The sequence below is a fragment of the Paenibacillus xinjiangensis genome (genome assembly GCF_059686975.1).
The window spans coordinates 76,910-97,896 of record NZ_JCAALS010000022.1 but is presented as its reverse complement, the minus strand read 5'-3'; the positions used below and the strand labels follow the sequence as shown (position 1 = coordinate 97,896).

General features: G+C 49.2%; 18 protein-coding genes. 15 read left to right on the top strand and 3 right to left on the bottom strand.

What is annotated here, in order from left to right:
* The first annotated feature begins 5 nt into the window (after nt 1-5).
* The 12 genes from glpK (at nt 6) to AC6ESP_RS20755 (ending at nt 14,834) form a co-directional block, all read left to right on the top strand.
* On the top strand, nt 6-1,499 hold the full coding sequence (glpK, locus tag AC6ESP_RS20810) for a glycerol kinase GlpK (RefSeq protein WP_497098675.1): 1,494 nt from the start codon (nt 6-8) through the stop codon (nt 1,497-1,499).
* A gap of 192 nt (nt 1,500-1,691) precedes the next feature.
* Entirely contained in the window at nt 1,692-3,374 is a 1,683-nt protein-coding gene (locus AC6ESP_RS20805) for a glycerol-3-phosphate dehydrogenase/oxidase (protein WP_497098657.1), read from the top strand.
* A 267-nt stretch (nt 3,375-3,641) separates the two neighbouring features.
* Complete coding sequence (locus AC6ESP_RS20800) at nt 3,642-4,424, top strand: DeoR/GlpR family DNA-binding transcription regulator (RefSeq protein ID WP_497098656.1); 783 nt, start codon at nt 3,642-3,644, stop codon at nt 4,422-4,424.
* The gene (gene pfkB / locus AC6ESP_RS20795; protein ID WP_497098655.1) at nt 4,421-5,386 is read left to right on the top strand and encodes a 1-phosphofructokinase; all 966 of its coding nucleotides are present in this window, start codon (nt 4,421-4,423) and stop codon (nt 5,384-5,386) included. The genes AC6ESP_RS20800 and pfkB overlap by 4 nt, the downstream gene beginning before the upstream one ends.
* A gap of 13 nt (nt 5,387-5,399) precedes the next feature.
* A complete protein-coding gene (locus tag AC6ESP_RS20790) occupies nt 5,400-6,785 on the top strand; it encodes a PTS fructose transporter subunit IIC (RefSeq protein ID WP_497098654.1) in 1,386 nt (461 codons plus the stop codon).
* Between the two features lie 29 nt (nt 6,786-6,814).
* Nucleotides 6,815-7,267: a PTS sugar transporter subunit IIA gene (locus AC6ESP_RS20785; RefSeq protein WP_497098653.1), complete on the top strand. Its 453-nt coding sequence runs from the start codon at nt 6,815-6,817 to the stop codon at nt 7,265-7,267.
* 51 nt (nt 7,268-7,318) lie between these two features.
* Nucleotides 7,319-7,591, top strand: coding sequence for an HPr family phosphocarrier protein (locus AC6ESP_RS20780; protein ID WP_497098652.1), 273 nt, complete (start codon nt 7,319-7,321; stop codon nt 7,589-7,591).
* A gap of 45 nt (nt 7,592-7,636) precedes the next feature.
* On the top strand, nt 7,637-9,388 hold the full coding sequence (ptsP, locus tag AC6ESP_RS20775) for a phosphoenolpyruvate--protein phosphotransferase (protein ID WP_497098651.1): 1,752 nt from the start codon (nt 7,637-7,639) through the stop codon (nt 9,386-9,388).
* Between the two features lie 861 nt (nt 9,389-10,249).
* A complete protein-coding gene (locus AC6ESP_RS20770; RefSeq protein ID WP_497098650.1) occupies nt 10,250-10,528 on the top strand; it encodes a hypothetical protein in 279 nt (92 codons plus the stop codon).
* A 360-nt stretch (nt 10,529-10,888) separates the two neighbouring features.
* Nucleotides 10,889-11,482 carry a YdeI/OmpD-associated family protein gene (locus AC6ESP_RS20765; RefSeq protein WP_497098649.1) on the top strand — a complete coding sequence of 198 codons (594 nt, stop codon included), beginning with the start codon at nt 10,889-10,891 and terminating at the stop codon, nt 11,480-11,482.
* 488 nt (nt 11,483-11,970) lie between these two features.
* Nucleotides 11,971-14,466, top strand: a complete 2,496-nt coding sequence (locus tag AC6ESP_RS20760) for a glycosyl hydrolase family 18 protein (protein WP_497098674.1) — start codon at nt 11,971-11,973, stop codon at nt 14,464-14,466.
* 215 nt (nt 14,467-14,681) lie between these two features.
* Entirely contained in the window at nt 14,682-14,834 is a 153-nt protein-coding gene (locus AC6ESP_RS20755; RefSeq protein WP_497098648.1) for a hypothetical protein, read from the top strand.
* Between the two features lie 60 nt (nt 14,835-14,894).
* Here AC6ESP_RS20755 and AC6ESP_RS20750 read toward each other — a convergent pair whose 3' ends face one another.
* Complete coding sequence (locus AC6ESP_RS20750; RefSeq protein WP_497098647.1) at nt 14,895-15,773, bottom strand: helix-turn-helix transcriptional regulator; 879 nt, start codon at nt 15,771-15,773, stop codon at nt 14,895-14,897.
* A gap of 141 nt (nt 15,774-15,914) precedes the next feature.
* Between AC6ESP_RS20750 and AC6ESP_RS20745 the strand changes: the two genes are divergently transcribed.
* Together AC6ESP_RS20745 and AC6ESP_RS20740 are read left to right on the top strand one after the other, a co-directional pair.
* The gene (locus AC6ESP_RS20745; protein ID WP_497098646.1) at nt 15,915-17,330 is read left to right on the top strand and encodes an MATE family efflux transporter; all 1,416 of its coding nucleotides are present in this window, start codon (nt 15,915-15,917) and stop codon (nt 17,328-17,330) included.
* Nucleotides 17,331-17,475: 145 nt separating this feature from the next.
* Nucleotides 17,476-18,342 (top strand): YitT family protein, encoded by an 867-nt coding sequence (locus AC6ESP_RS20740; protein ID WP_497098645.1) that lies wholly within the window; start codon nt 17,476-17,478, stop codon nt 18,340-18,342.
* 60 nt (nt 18,343-18,402) lie between these two features.
* Here AC6ESP_RS20740 and AC6ESP_RS20735 read toward each other — a convergent pair whose 3' ends face one another.
* Together AC6ESP_RS20735 and AC6ESP_RS20730 are read right to left on the bottom strand one after the other, a co-directional pair.
* Nucleotides 18,403-19,602, bottom strand: coding sequence for an SLC45 family MFS transporter (locus AC6ESP_RS20735; RefSeq protein WP_497098644.1), 1,200 nt, complete (start codon nt 19,600-19,602; stop codon nt 18,403-18,405).
* A 27-nt stretch (nt 19,603-19,629) separates the two neighbouring features.
* Nucleotides 19,630-20,352 carry a glycerophosphodiester phosphodiesterase gene (locus AC6ESP_RS20730; protein WP_497098643.1) on the bottom strand — a complete coding sequence of 241 codons (723 nt, stop codon included), beginning with the start codon at nt 20,350-20,352 and terminating at the stop codon, nt 19,630-19,632.
* Nucleotides 20,353-20,620: 268 nt separating this feature from the next.
* Between AC6ESP_RS20730 and AC6ESP_RS20725 the strand changes: the two genes are divergently transcribed.
* A complete protein-coding gene (locus AC6ESP_RS20725) occupies nt 20,621-20,968 on the top strand; it encodes a metal-sensitive transcriptional regulator (protein WP_497098642.1) in 348 nt (115 codons plus the stop codon).
* Nucleotides 20,969-20,987: the final 19 nt, after the last annotated feature.

Sequence of the window (20,987 nt, the reverse complement as noted above, 5' to 3'; positions counted from 1 at the left end):
TGATTATGCATCAGGAAACCTATATTTTAGCGCTGGATCAAGGAACGACCAGTACGAGGGCGATTCTATTCAACCATTCAGGGGTGCCATGCGCGGTGGCGCAGACGGATGTCACTTGCCTGTTCCCACAACCGGGCTGGGTAGAGATCGATGCTGAGCAGCTGTGGGAAACCTCGCTTCATGTTATTCGGGAAGTGATCGCGAAGCAGCGGCTGAAGCCGGAGCAGATCGCAGCTATCGGCATTACGAATCAGCGTGAGACCGCGGTTGTATGGGATAAGGAGACAGGAAAGCCTGTTTACAATGGAGTGGTGTGGCAGTCGCGCCAGACGGCGGGAATCTGTACAGAGCTGAAGGAAGCAGGCCATGAAGAGCTGTTCCGCAGCAAAACAGGTCTGCTCATCGATCCCTATTTCTCAGGTACGAAGGTGAAATGGATTCTGGATCATGTCGAGGGTGCGCGTGAGCAAGCGGAGGCAGGCAAGCTATTGTTCGGTACCGTAGATAGCTGGCTGATCTGGAAGCTTACTGGCGGCGCGGCACATGTGACGGACTTCTCCAATGCATCGCGTACTCTGGTGTACAACATTCATGAGCTTAAGTGGGATGAGGAGCTGCTGAATATACTTGGAATTCCAGCTTCCATGCTGCCGAGTGTTCGTTCGTCCTCTGAGGTGTACGGCACTACAGAGGCGCAGCTGTTTGGCGGATCAGTCGCTATCGCAGGCGCAGCAGGGGATCAGCAATCCTCCTTGTTCGGGCATGCTTGCTTCGAAGAAGGGGATACGAAGAATACGTACGGAACAGGCTGCTTCATGCTCATGAATACCGGCGACACGCCGATCCATTCCAAGCATGGACTCCTGACTACAATTGCTTGGGGCATTGATGGTCAAGTGACTTATGCGCTTGAGGGAAGTGTCTTCGTGGCTGGCTCTGCAATCCAATGGCTGCGTGATGGCCTTGGGATGATTGTAACGGCGGAGGAGAGCGAGCTGCTTGCTTCCTCAGTCGATTCGACAGATGGCGTATATGTCGTGCCTGCATTCGTAGGCCTGGGTACTCCTTATTGGGACAGCGAGGTTCGCGGTTCAGCGTTCGGGATGACGCGCGGAACGAAGCGGGAGCATTTTGTCCGGGCAACGCTTGAAGCGATTGCTTATCAGGCGAAGGATGTTCTGGATGCGATGGAGCAATCAGCTGAGGTGGAGCTGAGATCGCTTCGTGTAGATGGCGGTGCGATCCGCAACGATATGCTGATGCAATTCCAGAGTGATCTGCTCGGCGTACCGGTACAGCGTCCAGCTGTGAGCGAGACGACAGCACTTGGAGCTGCTTATCTGGCGGGGCTCGCCGTCGGTTATTGGGAGAGCCGCGAGCAGATCGCCGCGCTGCGCAAGTCTGAGCGGGAATTCCATCCGGCGATGGAGCAGGAGCGGAGCGACGAGCTGCATGCGGGGTGGAAGAAAGCCGTTAAAGCGGCTATGGCGTTCAGATAAGCTAAGATTGGAAGAAGAACGAGGGGCTTTCCTTCAACAGCATATTATGGTATGATGCGATTAAGTTAATACATGGTCGGAGATCGGGAGAAACCGCGAGAACCTTTCCTTATGCATTTTTTTGCATAGTGAGAGGTGTTCGCGGTTTTTCTGTGTTCGATTTCCTAATACTATAGAATGAGGTGGACAGGAATGACTAACAACAAGAATGACGGTCGATTTAATGCTCTGAACAGGAATGATCTATTCAATAAAATACAGGAACAGCCATTTGATCTGCTCGTTATTGGCGGAGGAATTACAGGGGCGGGTATTGCACTTGATGCACAGACGCGTGGACTGCGTACAGCTCTAGTGGATATGCAAGATTTCGCTGCGGGAACTTCGAGCCGCTCGACGAAGCTCGTTCACGGTGGACTTCGCTATTTGAAGCAGCTGGAGATCGGTGTCGTTGCCGAGGTTGGTAAGGAACGGGCAATCGTGTATGAGAACGGCCCACACGTTACTACACCAGAGTGGATGTTGCTGCCCTTCTATCAAGGCGGTACATTCGGTAAATTCAGCACATCGGTAGGACTTCGCGTCTATGATTTCCTGGCAGGCGTCAAACGCGGCGAGCGTCGCAAAATGTTCAGCGTAGATCAAACCATGAGCAGTGAGCCGCTTCTGAAGCGCGAAGGCATGAAGGGCGGCGGCTACTACGTCGAATACCGCACGGATGATGCAAGACTTACGATTGAGGTTATGAAAAAAGCAGTTGAGCTCGGTGCGCTGTCGATTCCTTATGTGAAGGTAGAGTCCTTCATCTATGACAATGGGAAGGTCGTTGGAGCTAACGTGCGCGATCTGCTGTCTGGCAATGCGGGCGAAGTGCATGCCGTGAAAATCGTTAATGCTGCAGGACCTTGGGTAGACACCCTTCGTGAGAAGGATGGCTCGAAAAAAGGCAAAACGCTTCATCTGACCAAGGGTGTGCATCTCGTGTTCGATCAGAAGCGCTTCCCGCTGAAGCAAGCGATCTACTTCGATGCTCCGGATGGCCGTATGCTGTTCGCCATTCCGCGTGATGGCAAGACGTATATCGGAACAACGGATACGAACTACAAAACCGATATTGCGTATCCACGTATGACGGCTAAGGATTTGGATTATATTCTGCAGACGGCTAACGGAATGTTCCCTAGCTTGAAGCTGAAGGCAGAGGATGTGGAATCCAGCTGGGCAGGACTTCGTCCGCTGATTCACCAAGAGGGCAAGGACCCTTCGGAAATTTCGCGTCGTGATGAAATCTTCCAATCGGATTCTGACCTGATTTCTATTGCAGGCGGTAAGCTGACGGGCTATCGTAAAATGGCTGAGATGGTCGTGAACAAGGTAGCGGAGCAGCTGACTGCAGCTGGCCGTGCTGGAATCGGACCGAGCCAGACGAAGAACCTGCCGATCTCTGGCGGTGACGTTGGCGGTTCAAGCCGTTATGAAGCATTCGTCAAGGAGAAAACGGCTGAGGGAGCGAAAGCGGGCCTTCATAAAGCCGATGCTGAGCGTCTTGCACGCCGCTTCGGAACGAACATGAAGACGATTCTGGAGCTTGTTCCTGAAGGCCAGAAAGAATCGACGCGTACGGGACTTCCACTCGCACTCTTGCTTGAGCTGATCTTCGCGATCCGCTACGAAATGACGAACAAGCCGGTCGATTTCTGGATTCGCCGTTCAGGCAATCTGCTGTTCGACCGCAACCGTGTCCTGCAATGGAAAGAAGGCGTTCACGCCTTCATGGCCGAGCAATTCGGCTGGTCCGAGGAAGCTAGCGCAGCCAATGCGGAAGAGCTCGAGACCGAGCTGCACTGGGCTGTAACGCCTGCGGATGGCGAGTAAATAAAATGTAAGGTGTTAGACGATTGCTTCGGCACTAAGGTCCTCATAGCCTGAACACTTCTATTAGAAGTGTCCAGAAGATGGGGGCCTTTTTTAGTAGATCTAAGCATGATGTGCTCATTCGCGCTCAAGTATGATCATTACATCCATGAAATCGCTTTACAAGTTATAAATGATCATATATAATCATAAATATCAACAAAAAATCATGAATCAGTCTAATATGAGCGGGGATAATAACATAACGCCACATCAGGAAGGAAGCTGATGAGCTTGCTATTTGAAGAAGAACGCAAACGTGAAATGACGGAATATGTGCAGCAGAAAGGAAGAGCCTCAGTACCGGAGCTGGCACAGCAGTTCCAGGTATCTGAGTCTACAGTACGAAGGGATCTCAGGGATCTTGAAGAAGCGAAGCTGCTGCGCAGGACCCACGGCGGTGCAGTCTCATCGGGTATCCAGGATAACCGGGAGCCTTCCTTTATCGAAAAGAGTGATCGCTTCAACACACAAAAGGAAGCGGTTGCAGAGGCGGCAATGAAGTTGATCGAAGTCGGGGATACGATTTTTCTCGATTCGGGAACGACAACCAATAAGCTGGCTGAACGGCTTCATGCTTTCAATAAACTGACGGTCATCACGAACTCGGTCATGGTTGTGCAGGAGCTTCATCATCAGCCTAACATTGAGCTTATGTTAACCGGTGGTGCTCTAAGGCAAGAGACACAAGCGATGGTGGGGCCATTCGCAGATCGCGCGATCAGCTCCATTCGTGTAGATAAGTTGTTTCTGGCGATTAACGGCTTTGATCCGGTTAACGGATTAACGACACCGAATCTTATCGAAGCAGAAACAAAGCGGCGTATGATCCATTCGGCTAAACAAGTGATTCTGCTTGCAGACCACAGCAAGTATGGTCAGGTATCTTTTGCGAAGGTAGCTGATTTCTCGGACATTCATCACTGTATTACGGATGTGGGCATCAAGGAACAGGCTGTTAAGGAAATGGAAGCCGAAGGCATACAGGTCACAATTGCAAAGGAACGATGATGATGAAAGACAGTATTATCACGGTAAGCATGAATCCGGCACTGGATAAGACGGTTACGGTGGATACGTTCACGATTGCAGGGCTGAATCGGATTAAGGATATTAGGCTGGATGCCGGTGGCAAAGGGATCAATGTAGCGAAGGTACTGATCAGCTTCGGGGAGAACGTAACCGCATGGGGCATTCAGGCCGGAGAAGAGGGACAGCTGCTAAGACGGATGGTAGAACAGCATGGTATACCGACTGTTTTCCTGGAAGCATGGGGACGGACTAGAACAAATCTAAAGATTGTGGATGAGTCCACCAAGCAGACGACCGAGCTGAATGAGCCGGGGGCTGTGATTACGGAAGAGCTGCTGAACGATTTTTTGCAAAAGATGGAGGAAGCACTGAAATCTGCGTCTGTGCTCGTTCTCGGAGGCAGCCTGCCACCCGGGGCACCAGAGGATTTGTACCGCCAGCTCATCGAGCTTGCAGCCCGCTACAAGGTTCGCACGATACTCGATGCGGATGGCGAAGCGCTCCGGAATGGAATTGAGGCTCACCCCTTCGCGTTAAAGCCTAATCTCCACGAGCTTGAAGCACTTGTTGAGCAGAAGCTTGAGAGTGATCAGCAGATCGTGGAAGCGGCAAGGGGGCTTTTGAACAAGGGCATCAGATATGTGATCGTGTCGATGGGTGCGGAAGGCTCCATATTGGTCAGCGGGGAAGAAGCAGTTCGTGCCAGACCGTTCCCGATTGTACCGCTTAGTACGGTAGGCGCCGGTGATTCGATGGTAGCTGCGCTCGCACACTGCTTGCTGTATGGCAAGACCTTGGAGGAAACGGCAAGGTGGACGACGGCAGCCGGCTCTATAACCGCTTCAAAGCCGGGGACAAATGTCTGCAGCCTGCCGGAGGTGGAAGCAAAGCTCGCTGCTGTGCAGATTAGCAGGATTACGGAACGTACATCATCCGTTTAAGGGGGAAATAACGATGAAAAAGATATATGCGGTTACCGCTTGTCCAACTGGGGTAGCACACACTTATATGGCTGCCGAGTCATTGCTTAAAGCAGCGAAGCTGAAGGACATCGAGCTGAAGGTTGAAACGCGCGGTGCAGTCGGTATTGAAAATGAGATTACAGCGCAAGAAATTGCGGAGGCGCATGCGATTATTGTGGCTGCCGATACAGATGTGGAGGAGGGACGTTTTGCAGGGAAGCTGGTTGTAAAGGTGCCAGTTGCGCAAGCGATCCGTAATGCTTCAGGCTTAATTGAGCAAGCGCTCGCAATGGAAGCGACGGCATCTGTGACAGTGGAAAAGCCTTCTGCTTCTGAGGCGTCAGCAGCCGGTGCAGTGAAAACGAAAACACGCTCTCCCTTTTACAAACATCTGATGACGGGTGTATCGGCGATGCTGCCGCTTGTTGTCGCTGGCGGATTGTTGATTGCACTCTCATTCATTTTCGGAATTAAAGCGTTTGAAGAAGAAGGAACTCTGCCTGCAGCTTTGATGAGTATAGGTGGCGGCGCCGCATTTGCGTTAATGGTTCCTATCCTGTCCGGATTTATTGCGTTCTCGATTGCTGAGAAGCCGGGTATGGCACCGGGGCTGATCGGCGGTATGCTTGCTTCGCAGCTGGGAGCTGGATTCCTGGGCGGAATATTGGCAGGATTTTTGGCAGGTTACGTGGCACTCTATCTGAAGAAGCTCATCAAGCTGCCCCGCAACCTTGAAGGTCTGAAACCGATTCTTCTCATTCCTCTGATTGCATCCGGCGTTACCGGACTTCTGATGATTTATGTGATAGGCGAACCGATTAAATTTGTTATGGATCATCTCACGCTATGGCTCCAATCGCTGAATTCGGGCAATGCGGTACTGCTTGGTCTGCTGCTTGGCGGCATGATGGCGATTGATATGGGCGGGCCAGTTAACAAAACAGCTTACACATTCGCAGTAGGCCTGCTGGCAAGTCAAGTGTACGAACCGATGGCGGCTGTAATGGCAGCTGGCATGACTCCCCCGCTTGGCCTGTGGCTGGCAACAGTAATTGCTTCGAAGAAATTCACGAAAGAAGAGCATGATGCCGGCAAATCGGCAGGGGTACTCGGACTTTCATTCATTACAGAGGGTGCGATCCCATTCGCGGCAAGCGATCCGCTGCGTGTCATTCCTTGTCTGGTGGCAGGCTCGGCGGTAACGGGCGCCCTGTCGATGGTATTCCATACGACGCTTCAAGCTCCACACGGAGGCGCGTTCGTACTGCTCATACCTAATGCGGTCGGCCATGTTGGATTATATGCACTTGCTATCGTGATCGGCGCTCTCGTTACGGCTATTTCCTTGAAATTTGTAAAGAAACCACTCGCTGTTTAATATAATCCCAAATACTGGAGGTAACGACCATGACCATTACAAACCTGTTAAGCGAACAAACCATTCTAATTCCACTCGATGCGACTGATAAAAATGCAGCTATTGAGGCATTAGCCGGAGCACTTGCCGAGAGCGGCACGGTAACGGACAAAGCCGCTTATATAGAGGCTCTGCATGTACGTGAACAAACAGGTTCAACGGGCATCGGCTTTGGCGTTGCCATTCCTCATGGCAAGTCGGCGGGTGTAGCGAAGCCGGGACTGGCTTTTGCCAAATTCAGTGCTCCGGTAGATTGGCAGTCTCTTGACGGCGAGCCTGTACACATGGCGTTCATGATTGCAGTGCCGGAGGAAGCGGCAGGCAACGAACATTTGAAACTTCTGATCGCAATTTCACGCAAGCTGATCGATGAGGATTTCCGCAACAGCCTAATGGCTGTGAACAGCTCGGCTGAGCTGCTGGAGCTGCTGGGAACAATCTAGAGCGCCGCTAACGAAGAGAACATTTCACGATAAGAAGGGATTTGACAGACGATGATGACTAAAGAAATTAAGATTGTTAACGAAAGCGGTTTTCATATCCGGCCCGCCCAATTGTTCACGGAGCAGGCGGCGAAATTCAGCTCAACCGTTACGATTACAGTGAAAGAGCCGCATTCGGTTGCAGATGGCAAAAGCATACTTGGGCTGATGACGCTTGGACTTGCAAAAGGCAGTGAAATCATCATTTCCGCTGAAGGCCCGGATGAAGCGGAAGCTATTGCAGCGCTGGCAGGCTTGGTGGAAACCGGTTTTGGAGAAGCATAGTCTGCATTTGACTGGCAGCATGGAGGATGAAAGGAGGCGGCAGATATGACCAAAGGCATCGAAGCCGGCGCTGCGGAGGTTGTTTTTACAGGGCTGGGTGTTTCGGAGGGTGCTGGAATCGCGAAGGCGTTTGTATACAAGCCGATCACGATAGACAACATAGAGGAAGGCAAAAGCGAGGACCCCGCAGCTGAAGAGCAGCGGCTTGCAGCAGCCAAGGGTTGTGCGCTGGAGGATCTGGAGAAGCTGGCTGAGCATACAGCACTGACGGCCGGTGAAGAAAAAGCGGTCATTCTGAAGGGACAGATCAGCATACTGGCTGACCCCTCCTTCTATCCTCGTATGGAACAGACCATTGCTTCTGAAGCTTGTACGGCAGAGACGGCTGTACGCCAGATTGCTCTGCAAACGGCTGCGATATTCGAGAGTATGGCTAGTGAATATATGCGGGAGAGAGCTGCTGACATCCGTGATGTGGCGGGCCGTCTGCTGATGCATCTCAGTGGAGAGGGCGGTGGCAAGCTTTCCGACATTGATGAAGAGGTCATCTTGATCGCTGACGATCTCTCACCCTCGGATACGGTACAGCTGAACAAGAAGATTGTGCTCGGATTCGTAACACGTGTCGGTGGCAAAACATCACATACCGCTATTCTGGCCAATTCGCTGGGCATTCCGGCTGTTCTGGGGGCAGGCGATATCATCGACTCCATCGAGTCGGGCGATCTGATCGCCATTGATGGGAAAAGCGGAGCCTGTGCGCTGCACCCGTCCGAGGAAACGTTGGCTGCCTATCGGACGCAGATTGAGGCGTTTGCGGAGGAGCAGCTTAAGCTATCGGTATTCGCAGAGCGTGAAGCCATTACGGTTGACGGCTTCAAGGCTGAAATAGCAGCTAACATCGGGACGCCTGAGGAAGCGGCGGAGCTGATTGCGCTGGGGGCGGAAGCGGTAGGGCTGTATCGGACGGAGTTTCTGTTCATGAGCCGCAAGGAGATGCCGGATGAAGAGACCCAGTATGAGGCTTACAAGGCGGCTGCCGTAGCGATGAAGGGGCGGACTGTCGTCATTAGGACGCTGGATATTGGCGGTGACAAGGAGCTTCCTTATCTGGAGCTGCCTCATGAGCTGAATCCCTTCCTTGGTTACCGTGCCATTAGGCTCTGTCTGGACCGCAAGGAGCTGTTCCTGACGCAGCTGCGGGCGATATTGCGAGCTAGCGCACACGGCAGCGTTCATGTGATGTTCCCGATGATATCGGGTCTGCGGGAGCTGCGGGAAGCTAGAGCACTTCTAGAAGAAGCGCGCAGCTCGCTTGCAGCGGAAGGGGCGGCGATGGCGGAGCATGTGCCGGTTGGCATCATGGTGGAAATTCCGTCGGCAGCTGTCCAGGCGGACCGTTTTGCGAAGGAAGTTGATTTCTTCAGCATTGGCACTAATGATCTGGTTCAGTACACCGTTGCAGTTGACCGAATGAATGAGCGGGTTGCAGGATTGTATGACTATTTCCACCCGGCTGTATTGCGTCTTATTAAGACGGTTATCGATGCATCGGAAGCTGCGGGCAAATGGACGGGTATGTGCGGTAGTATGGCTGGAGATCCGCTAGCAGCTCCGCTTCTGGTAGGTCTCGGCTTGCATGAATGGAGCATGGCTCCTACAGCAATGGGTAGAATCAAGGAGGTTGTGACGGGACTAAGCCGCAAGGAATGCTCGGAGCTGGCAGCGCGAGTACTTGATCTGGACACGGTAGAGGAAGTTCGTGCAGAGCTGGAGAGGTTTCGTGCGCGCGGTTAGAGTGAGAGTTAATGGAGGCATTATCTGAGGATGCCCCTATTAGTGAACACCTTATAACAGACAGCCTTAGGCTTAGCCAGTAATGAGATGACCTCTGAATTCGTCGGGGTCATCTTTTTTAACGTCCATTGATACTGCTCGGAATTGTAGTAGGCTATACAGTCAGCCAATGTACCCACACGTAAGCAAATTGAAATCCAAGAGCAATGGATTGCATATTAGATCAGAGTAATCATAGCTATAACCACATGTGAGTGAACAACTACATGTGGTTATCTTTTTGTATTAGCGGTTGTCAGTATCATATGGAAGCTAGTTAACGTCATCTGTTATCTGGAATAAATAAGCGTATAAATTTCCAATAGTATCCAGTATAATGGTGGCATGATATACTTATAGAAACGTGTTGCGATTGTACACAAACAGTCATCGCTCATTTTATCGTGCGAAGGAATTATAAAAAACGGAGAATAGTATACAAAACAACCGATTGTAACACAATCGAATAATATAGATGATCAGCTCCAGAAAATATTGCATACGGATGTTTCAGGTCTAGGATCAGCGCATAAATTGGATTAGGAGAAATCATTGGATAATTTTCACATTACTCAACTCATTTTTCATATCCATGCTCCATACTTCCTTTGTGTAAAATATCTATCTCAAAATAAATATGCAATAAATAGAAAGTAGTTTGGATAAAAGAATTTTAGTAGAAGAAACTATAAACCTTTATTGAGTAAGTCTGGACGGTAAAGAAATGGTCGGGGAATTCTCATTGAGAAGTTGGGTAACAAGATAATTAAGGAGGGGTGAAAGTATGGAGAAGTTCTCAGTTTTTTTATAGAAAATACCGAGTTGGCCGAATATGAAGCAGTAAGTAAGGGATATCGGCTTGATGTTTTTGTGAAGATTCAAGAAGATTATTACAACCCCAGAATATATGACATTATTAAATTGAAACAGGATTTTGAAAGTGAAGTTGAGGAGTATGGGTACTATTCTACTGAACCTAATTTAGTGTTAGTGACTGAAGTAAACACTGAAAATATCAAGGAAATCATATCTAGGCTTTATGAGGATGGGTATTTTAAGCATCTTAAACCTGTAGATAAAGGAATGCTTGGAATAGTTTAATTATTTTACTTTGACCGGGTCTTTTCTTTTATCCCCAGTAAGGAATGAATAAGTCGGCACTTCCCGAAAGAACTTATCCTCATCACCCCTTATGATATTTCTCTTGCATCACCGTACACACACGGACTTTTACTAATTTATCAGATGAAGGGGAGCGGTTTATCAAACAGATTTAACTGGAAAACATAAAGAGAAAATTAACAGTGATATGGGAAAATGATTGTGAGGATGAGATGTCAAAACCCGTATATACATGCTTACAACCTGGTTATGATGAACGATATATAGAATTAAATACATAAGGTAAGTGAAGATTCGAATACCGTGTAAGAATCGCATGATGAAGAGGGGGATTCTTTGATGACAACTACTAGAACGAATTCTAAGGTTGATGAATATTTAAGCAAATCTAAGAAGTGGAAAGAGGAATATGAAAAGCTAAGAGATATTGTTCTTGACTGTGAGCTGACTGAAGAATTTAAGTGGATGCATCCTTGTTATACGTTTCAGAATAAAAACATCGTTTTAATACATGGATTCAAAGAATACTGTGCGCTTCTGTTTCACAAAGGTGCCTTGCTAAAAGATGCTCACGGTATCCTAGTCCAACAAACGGAGAATGTACAGGCGGGACGCCAGATTCGATTCACCAATGTTCAACAAATAGTTGAAATGGAAGATATTTTGAAAGCCTATATTGTTGAAGCCATTGAAGTTGAGAAAGCTGGTTTGGAAGTGGATTTTAAAAAGCATGCAGAATATAAAATTCCTGAAGAATTTCAAAATAAATGGGATGAAATCCCAGCCTTGAAAACTGCCTTTGAAGCATTGACGCCCGGACGGCAAAGAGCGTACATTCTTTATTTCTCTGATCCTAAACAAGCTAAAACTCGAGAGTCAAGGGTTGAAAAATATATGCAGCAAATTCTCGATGGAAAGGGATTAAATGATTAATTAATTTTTGAAATATTCGATTATCGTCGAGGGAATACACCTTCGATAGCTTTATGCAGACCTTGTTCAAATGATGGAATAGAAGACGTTTATATTTGCAATTCATTTGGTGATTTTATCAACAAATTAAAACTTTGACCTTGAGGCGTCTACTCCTCAAGGTCTTTCTTTTTGCCCCCACCCCCAACCAAGACTATTTCTCTATCACAGCAGGCCGAAAGTCATCAAACTAGCGATTAGTTCGGAAGAATTATTTTTCGCGAAGGTGGTGATGGGAGGCTTGTTTTTTTATGCCTTTTGGCATGGAAATATATTACATAGATGAAAGTACCCCTGATATACATGAATATTATCCTTTTTTAATTATTACTTTTTTATGAAAATGGTAAATGAAAGCAAATATTCGCTAATAAAGAGGAGGAAGAGAATTGATTAAGAACGCTAAGCAATCTATCCGTACGCTCGTTGTTGCTAGTCTTCTCACGTCTATGCTATTATCCTTTCTTTCTATCGCTGGCTTAGGAATTAGTAGAGTAGAGGCGGCGACCGACTACAAAATTGTTGGCTATTATCCATCATGGGGAGCTTATGGGCGCAATTATCAAGTGTATGACATGGATGTATCGAAGGTAACTCACATCAATTATGCGTTCGCAGACATCTGTTGGAACGGAATACATGGCAATCCAGACCCAACAGGGCCGAACCCAGTGACATGGACTTGTCAGGATGAGGTAGGCACGATCAATGCTCCGAATGGCACAATAGTTATGGGTGACCCTTGGATTGATGCGCAAAAAAGCAACCCCGGAGATACCTGGGATGAGCCGCTGCGAGGCAATTTCAAGCAGCTGATTAAGCTCAAGGAAGCGAATTCTCACTTAAAAACGATTATCTCCGTCGGTGGATGGACATGGTCTAACCGCTTCTCGGATGTGGCTGCAAGTGCGGCTACAAGGGAGACATTCGCGAATTCGGCGGTGGACTTCCTGCGCAGCTATCAATTCGACGGCATCGATCTGGACTGGGAGTACCCCGTTGGAGGCGGGCTTGCTGGCAACAGTGTGCGACCAGAGGATAAGCAGAATTTCACACTCCTGCTACAGGCAGTCCGCGATAAGCTGGATGCAGCAGGCGTAGTGGATGGCAAATCGTACTTGCTGACTATCGCATCCAGCGCTGGACCTTCTTATGTAACAAACACGGAGCTTGCGGCAGTGGCGAATATTCTGGATTGGATCAATATTATGACGTATGACTTCAACGGAGGCTGGCAATCTATCAGTGGGCATAATGCTCCATTGTACGCTGATCCAGCTGCAGCCGCGGCGGGTATCCCGAATGCAGCCTCGTTTAACGTGGAGGCAGGGGTGAACGGGCATCTGGCGGCAGGCGTTCCTGCAAGCAAAATCGTCCTTGGCATGCCATTCTATGGACGCGGATGGACAGGCTGTGCAGCGACTGGCAACGGACAATATCAGGGCTGCACGGGCACAGCGAATATTGGGACATGGGAGAAAGGCAGCTTCGATTATTACGACCTTGAAGCTAATTATATTAATAAAAACGGCTACACCCGCTATTGGAATAATGTCGCGAAGGTGCCATTCCTCTATAACCCTAGCAATGGCGTATTCATTTCGTATGATGACACAGAATCCTTCGGCTACAAGACGGATTTTATTAAGAGCAAAGGGCTAGGAGGGGCGATGTTCTGGGAGTTCAGCGGAGATCGCCAGAAGGTTCTGCTTAATAAGCTGGGAACGGATTTGCAGGTAGGCGGTGGAACGGGGCCTGCTGATATGACAGCACCAAGCGTGCCGACTGGCCTACAGGTAACCAGCAAGACAGCAACGAGTGTAAGCTTAAGCTGGGCAGCGTCGACAGATAATGTTGGTGTAACTGGCTACACGGTGAGCTATGGCAACGGCCAGACCTTGAACGTGACAGACACAACAGCGACAGTAAGCGGCTTAACGGCATCAACGGCTTACACATTCACAGTCAAGGCGAAAGATGCAGCAGGCAATGTGTCGGCGGCGAGCGGTAGTGTGGCTGTTACGACCAATGCAGCGTCGACAGATACGGCGGCACCAAGCGTACCGACTGGCCTACAGGTGACAGGCAAGACGGCAACGAGTGTAAGCTTAAGCTGGACGGCGTCCACGGACAACGTTGGCGTAACCGGCTACACGGTGACATATGGCAACGGTCAGACCTTGAATGTAACAGGAACGACTGCGACAGTAAGCGGCTTAACGGCATCAACGGCCTATACGTTCACGGTTAAAGCAAAGGATGCAGCAGGCAATGTATCGGCGGCAAGCAGTGGAGTCACGGCCACAACAGATGCTGTCGCTGGATGCTCTGCAACAGCTTGGACAGCAACTGCTGTATTCACAGGAGGTCAGCAGGTCTCTTACAACGGCAAGCTGTACGAAGCAAATTGGTGGACGCAGGGCGATCGGCCTGATCTAAGCGGTCAATGGGGCGTATGGAAATATATCGGTGAATGCGGCGGCAGCACTGGAGGCGCGACACCAGACACGACAGCACCAAGCGTACCAACTGGACTGCAGACGACAAGTATGGCAGCGACGAGTATAGGACTAAGCTGGACAGCGTCCACAGATAATGCTGGCGTAACCGGCTACGTTATCTCCTATGGAAACGGCCAAATGTTGAGTGTTACAGGAACGACAGCGACGATAAGCGGCTTAACAGCATCAACGGCTTATTCCTTCACGGTGAAGGCTGTTGATGCAGCTGGGAATTCATCTGCTGCAAGCACAGCTGTCACAGCAACAACAAGTGCTGTCTCTTCAGGCGGTGGAAGCACGGCAGCAGCATGGGCGCCAGGAGTGGCCTATGCAGTAGGCAATGAGGTAACCTACAACGGCGGTACTTATGTATGCCTACAGAGTCACACTTCGATAGTTAGCTGGGAACCGGCGAACGTACCGTCCTTGTGGAAGTTGAAGTAGGGCTGAATAAGGGTGTTTACTTAGAAGAATACAAATATGCAGTTATTTTCTATGCTTTGGTTAGATGTGGAGGATAAACCTCCGATCATGCAGTTATTTAGGCTTGTAATGCCTCTATAAGAGGGAAGCCGAGCGAAAGAATGCATCTTCGCAGTTAAATCTGACCAAAGACAGATTGAGAAATAAACGAAGGTACAATCGCAGTTTTTCTCTTCTTGCAAAAGCACAAAGGCGGTACAGGAATAGCTCCTGTACCGCCTTTTCTGCTTTATTTATACCGCATTTTGCACAGCAGCCACCGTACCCTGCTTGCGGCAGGGAGCGACAACCTTCGGAAGGTATCTGCTGCTGCGCAAGCGGATGCTTGATGTGGAGGCGTCGCTTCAATTCTGTGAATATGCACGGGATGCTCTGGAGCAGGGGGAGAGTTATTGCGGCTCATGCCTGACGCTGCTGGGGGAGCATCCCTTGAGCTGCCGATACAGCTTGGAGAAGCGGTTGATGCTGCCACAGCCTACCTGGTCAGCGATCTCGGTAATGGATAATGAGGTATGCTTGAGCAGATAATCGGCTTGATTAATCCGGTAGCGGTTGACGAATTGGACGAGCGTCTGCCCGGTCATGCGCTTGAACATCCGGCAAAAATGATAGCTGCTCAAATGCACGAATGACGCCGCTTGCTCCACCGTTATCCGCTCCATGTAATGCTCTTCGATATGCAGCAGCAGGCTCTTGAAGGAGTCGGCGTGCTTGTCGTACTCGAGCATCTCGCTGCTGCTGCGCTGCTTGACGGTATAATGACGGAGCAGCCAGCTGAATATGAGCTGGCAGTAGGCACGAACAGTAAGCTCATAGCCTCGCTGCTTCCCCTGAAATTCCTCGATTAACGAACGTATCGTTCGTATGAACAGCTCATAGTGAGCGTCCCCGCGGTCGATCTGGTTGGCGATCAGCTGTTTGCCCTCCGTATACGGGGCTACAAGATCAATGGCGTGTGGATCAGAGCTTCTATGTCCTAGGAGGGCTGGATTAAATACAATGGCGAATATTTTGAAAGCATGCTGAGGCTGCTTCGTATGAACAGCATGAAGCTCCCCGCTGTTAACGAACAGCAGATCACCCTCCGAGGCGTGTATATGCTGACCTCCGATCTGGTACAGCGCCTCTCCCTTCTCAATGAGGATAAGCTCAAAATGCTCATGCCAATGCATGGGCAGAAATTGATTCCCCGTAAATTCCGTTTCGAAGACGTTAATAGGAAAGCCCAGGTCAACGAGCTTCGTATCCTCCCATAGACTGTCACGCATGTAACCGATTACTCCTTCTATTAGAGCAAGATTGGACCAATATATAACAAGAATAGCTAAGACTTAGGCAGTTAGGACGTATATATTGAGAAGAATACAGCACAATCGAGCAAGATTCAACTAGGAGGAGTAAGGCGGAGCATGCGTAATAAACAAACAGATGGAAGTGTAAGTGCAAGACCATTATCGCTATGGCATTTATCCTGGCCAATTGCAGTGGAGATGCTGCTGCAGGTTCTAATGGGCACCGCCGATTCGATCATGGTGAGCAGAGTTGGCGACAATGCCGTATCGGCAGTCGGCTTATCCAACCAAGTGATACAGACGCTTATGACGGTCTTCGTCGTTGTGAATGGGGGAGCAGGTGTCGTAGTCGCTCGCAAGTGGGGGGCGGGCAAGTTGGCGGAGGCCCGGATCGCAGCGATCATGACGTTGAAAATAAATGCAGCAGCCGGCGCCTTGCTAAGTCTGGTCTTATTCTTCGCTGCGGAGCCGATTCTGAAGCTGATGAACGCACCACAGGAGGTGCTGCCGCATGCGGTTACCTATTTGAGCCTTGTAGGGGCTGCAATGGTGGTGACGCTTCTGCATATGACGGCTAACTCCATTGTCCGCAATACGGGCAATACCCAAAGTCCTATGCTGATTGCAGTAGGGATGAATATTATTCATCTCATTCTTAATTATGGCTTAATATTCGGAGCGTTAGGTATGCCGAAGCTGGGACTGCTAGGCGTATGTATCTCGACTATTATCAGCAGGCTTATTGCGCTTGGATCCAGCCTATGGCTGCTGAGACATTCCTTCCAGCCTATGCTGGGAAGGCTCGATCTTCGCGGCTTCGATATTCCGGTGCTTCGAGAGATGATTGCGATCGGCCTGCCAGCAGCAGTAACTGCCGCTTCATGGGGGTACTCTCAAATTGTATTGCTATCTATCGTCTCTTCACTCGGGGCGACAGCACTTGCCGCCTACACCTATATGAATGTCATCCAGCAGTTCCCTTGGATGCTTGGTTCATCGGCAGGTCAGGCGGTGCAGATTCAAGTCGGTCAGCTGTACGGTGCTAAGAAGTATAACACCGTATTCCGAGCGCCCTTCAAGGGCTCGCTTATCGGTATGGGAGTCGTGTTGGCACTGTCCGCTGCGATATATGTATGGGGTGAAGCGACGCTGCGTTTATTCACAAGCGATGCTAAGATTATAGCCGCAGCGCTTCCATTATTCGCTCTGTGTATCGTATGGCAGCCGATGCGGACGTGGACATTCGCCATTACGAACTCGCTGATCTCGGTGGGGGAAGCGAAATTCGTGGCTGTGAATACGTTCGTTGGGATGTGGCTGTTCGCTGTTGGAGGCTCCTATGTATTCGCTATCGTGTTCGACTGGGGCATTATCGGCGTCCTCGCCGGACTGCTGCTGGATGAGGCATATCGCACACTGCTCGTTACGATCCGCTGGATGCAGCGCAAGAAGCTGCCGAAGCAGCTGGATGCGATTACTGACGCAGATTCCATTACAGCTGTAGAAATCAATAGCATCTCCAGCTCCACTTGAGTACTGCAGATAGAGGGGGAAACCCCTCTAAACGGTGAAGAAATAGAAAGCGCTTTACTCTGCTTTTGCCTCTTTTATCCTCATGTTACTTTTGAAAAAGATGAATTATTGTGCTAGTCTAATTAAAAAAGCACGGAGGTTAAGGATGGCAAAGGCACACAAGAAGTTAACAGTTTTAGAGATTTTAAAGAGAGGTTTATTCATTACTATTGGTGCTATAATGATGGGTGTTGCACTGGAGCTATTCCTCGTACCGAACAGCGTTATTGACGGAGGAATTACCGGTCTTTCCATTATGGCAGCAGAGCTGCTCGGAACCTCAATCAGTATTTTTATCCTTATTCTCAACCTGCCATTCCTGTTCTTAGGCTTCAAGCAGATCGGTAAAACCTTTGCTATATCGACCTTATACGGTATCGTTGTTATGTCATTCACAACTCAGATGCTGCATCATGTTGAAGTGTTCACCGATGAGAAGCTGCTTGCTGTCTTATTCGGCGGAATTATACTCGGTGGAGGCATAGGCCTCGTTATCCGCTTCGGCGGATCACTCGACGGTACAGAGATCGTGGCGATTCTAGCATCGAAGAAATTCCAGATGCCTGTCGGCCAGATTATTATGATCGTCAACGTATTTATTTTCATTCTATCGGGCTTTGTGTTCGAATGGGATTCTGCGATGTACTCGATGGTCACTTATTTCATAGCGACCAAGGTCATGGACATTGTCGTAGAAGGTATCGAGGAATCGAAGTCGGTCACGATTATTTCTCCAGAGTATGATGAAATCTCCGAGACGATTATGACGCGTCTGGGCCGCAGCACGACCTTCATTCAAGCAAGAGGCGGTTACTCACGCGAGGAAACGCAGATGGTCTATTGCGTAGTCAGCCGACTTGAAGTAGCGAAGCTGAAGTCCATCGTACATGATATCGATCCGAAGGCGTTCATTGCTATTGAGCATGTATCGGACGTACTAGGCGGCAATTTTGCGAAGAAAGAAATACATTAATTCATCGTATAACACAAAGGTCAACCAGCGAGCTATGCTGGTTGACCTTTGTGCGTTCGATTACACGCTCGAAGCCTGCTCCTGCGGAGGAATGGCCTTCGTGCGTCCACTATCATTGACACCTATCATTAGCAGCAGAGCGAGCACCATACCGCCAGTAGAGCAGTAGAATAGAATCGAATAGTCAAATAAATCGATCAATCTGCCCATCAGCGGTGGAGAAGCGATTGCTGCAAGGGACGAGATGAAATAATACATGCCTGTGCGTGTGCCGATGCTGTCTGGCTTGCCAAGGCCAATAATGAACGGATAGGAATTGATATTAATAAGCGCCCAGCAGATTCCGCCTGCCAATAGCATTAGTCGCAGCGTTAACAGCGACTCTACTGTAGTAATGAGGCCGAATACGATAATTAAGCCAGCCACACCGCATACGATGATTGCTTTTTTGCCGAAACGGTTGCCGAGTAAGCCAGCAGGAATAGCTGCTAGTACGAACGCCAGTGAGAAAAAAGCAAGCGAGAATGCCGAGTCATTCTCAGACAGCCCCAAATGATGCTTGCCATATAAGGTGAAGAAGGCCTCTACACCTTGATAGGACAGGAACCAGAAGAAGATCGCCGCGAGCAGGAATATCGTCGGTCGATTCCATTCTCCCCGGAGGGAGAATGTGGTTTTATCCGAGACGCTGTAGGAGAGGGTATCTCTCTTCTCCTTGATGGTTCGCAGTAAGATGAACAGACACAGCAATGTCAGAATCGAAGCTGCTAGAAAAGGGAGCGAAGGATGTGCTTGGTACATCATAGATCCTGCTCCGAACGCAATGATGGAGCCGATGCCGCCCATGAAGTTAATGATGCCGTTCGCCTGTGTCCGCTTGCTCTCCGGTGTAATGTCGGGCATTAGCGCGACAGTAGGCGAACGATAGAGGCTCATCGAGAGATTCATCAGTACCATGAACAACACAAGCGTCAGCAGACTGGTATACCAGGGAATTAGTGCTCCGAATACCGCTGCGAGCGGCATGCCGATGAGCAGGTAGGGCATTCTTTTGCCGAAGCGGGTGTCCGAACGGTCACTGCGGCTGCCGATCCATGGCTGGAGGAACAGGGCGAAGTAATTATCGATTGTCATCATGAAGCCGATTAATGCGGTGCTCGCTAGAAATTTATCTAGAAAGAAAGGTACGAATGCATTGTACAGAGCCCAAGTAATGCTGATGCTAAAAAATCCGAAGCCAAGCAGCCACGTTTTTTTCATGAATGACAAGCTCCTCTCCTGAATCTCCTATAGCAAGGCAGCCAGACGATCCGGGTAATCGGTAATAATACCAGCGACTCCCATGGCAATGAGACGGCTCATGGTCTGCTCTTCATTGACGGTGAACGGGTTGTAGTGAATGCCGTGCTGTGAAGCTTCAGTGACCCATTCCGGAATGACGGCATAATGATTCGCATGAAGATAAGTAGCTCCGATTGTTCGCGCGTAATCCCAAGGGCGATACAGCCCTTCCATATATAGAATGCCAGTAGCAATCTCCGGAGCAAGCTGATGGCACTCTGCTAAGGAATAATGATTGAAGCTGGACAAAATGATTTGTTCACTCATACCGTATGCACGCACGGTATCTATAATCTTCTGCTCGATGCCTGGATAACGAATAATGCCATTCTTAAGCTCGATATTCAGGATCGTATCGGTGCCTTGGGCAAGCTCAAGCAGCTGCTCCAGCGCAGGAACACGTTCCTTACTGAATTCAGGAGCGTACCAGCCTCCAGCATCGAGCTGCTGCAGCTCGTTATAATCCACCGCAGCCACTAATGCGTCTAATCCAGCTGTACGCTTCAGGCTCTCATCGTGAATGAGGACGAGTCTGCCGTCCTTGGTCATCTGGATATCCGTCTCGATCCCTGTAGCTCCAAGCGCGAGGGCATGCTCGAATGCAGCCATTGTGTTCTCCGGCCGATAGCCGGAAGCACCTCTGTGTGCGTAATTGATAAGCTTAGTCATGAGTGTTCTTCCTCTCTTCTATTAGTCATATGTAATAAAGTAACTATACCGAACGATTGTTAGCCTAATATCAACAAAAAAATGAAAAGGCTAGTCATGTCATTCTCAGCTATCAGCTGCCAATAACTGGACAAGAAATGTCGGGTACTATTGTACAATAGGCTTATGCGCAGCGTCAAAACGGCAGTATGAGCAATGCCCTCTTTACATACCCTATGGGGGTATGATAGGATAGGGTTATAAATAATATACCCCCTGGAGGTATTTTATGGCGAATGAATTAACAGGTCCCACTTGTCATGATGCAAGCGTTGCAGGAGAAGGACAGCCTGCGGAGGCAAGAAAAAGTCATCATTCGGATAAAATGAAATCTAGTCTTATCTCGAGGCTGAACCGGATTGAAGGACAGGTTCGAGGTGTGAAGGCGATGATTGAGAAGGATACGTATTGTGATGATGTGCTGAATCAGATAGCAGCTGTGCAATCTGCGCTTAACAGCGTTGGCAAGCTATTGCTGGAGGGGCATATGAAGAGCTGTGTGATGGAGCGCATTCAAGCCGGTGAGAGTGAAGTTATTGATGAGCTGCTCGTAACGGTTAATAAGCTAATGAAATAACAATTTGAGGAGGATTAAT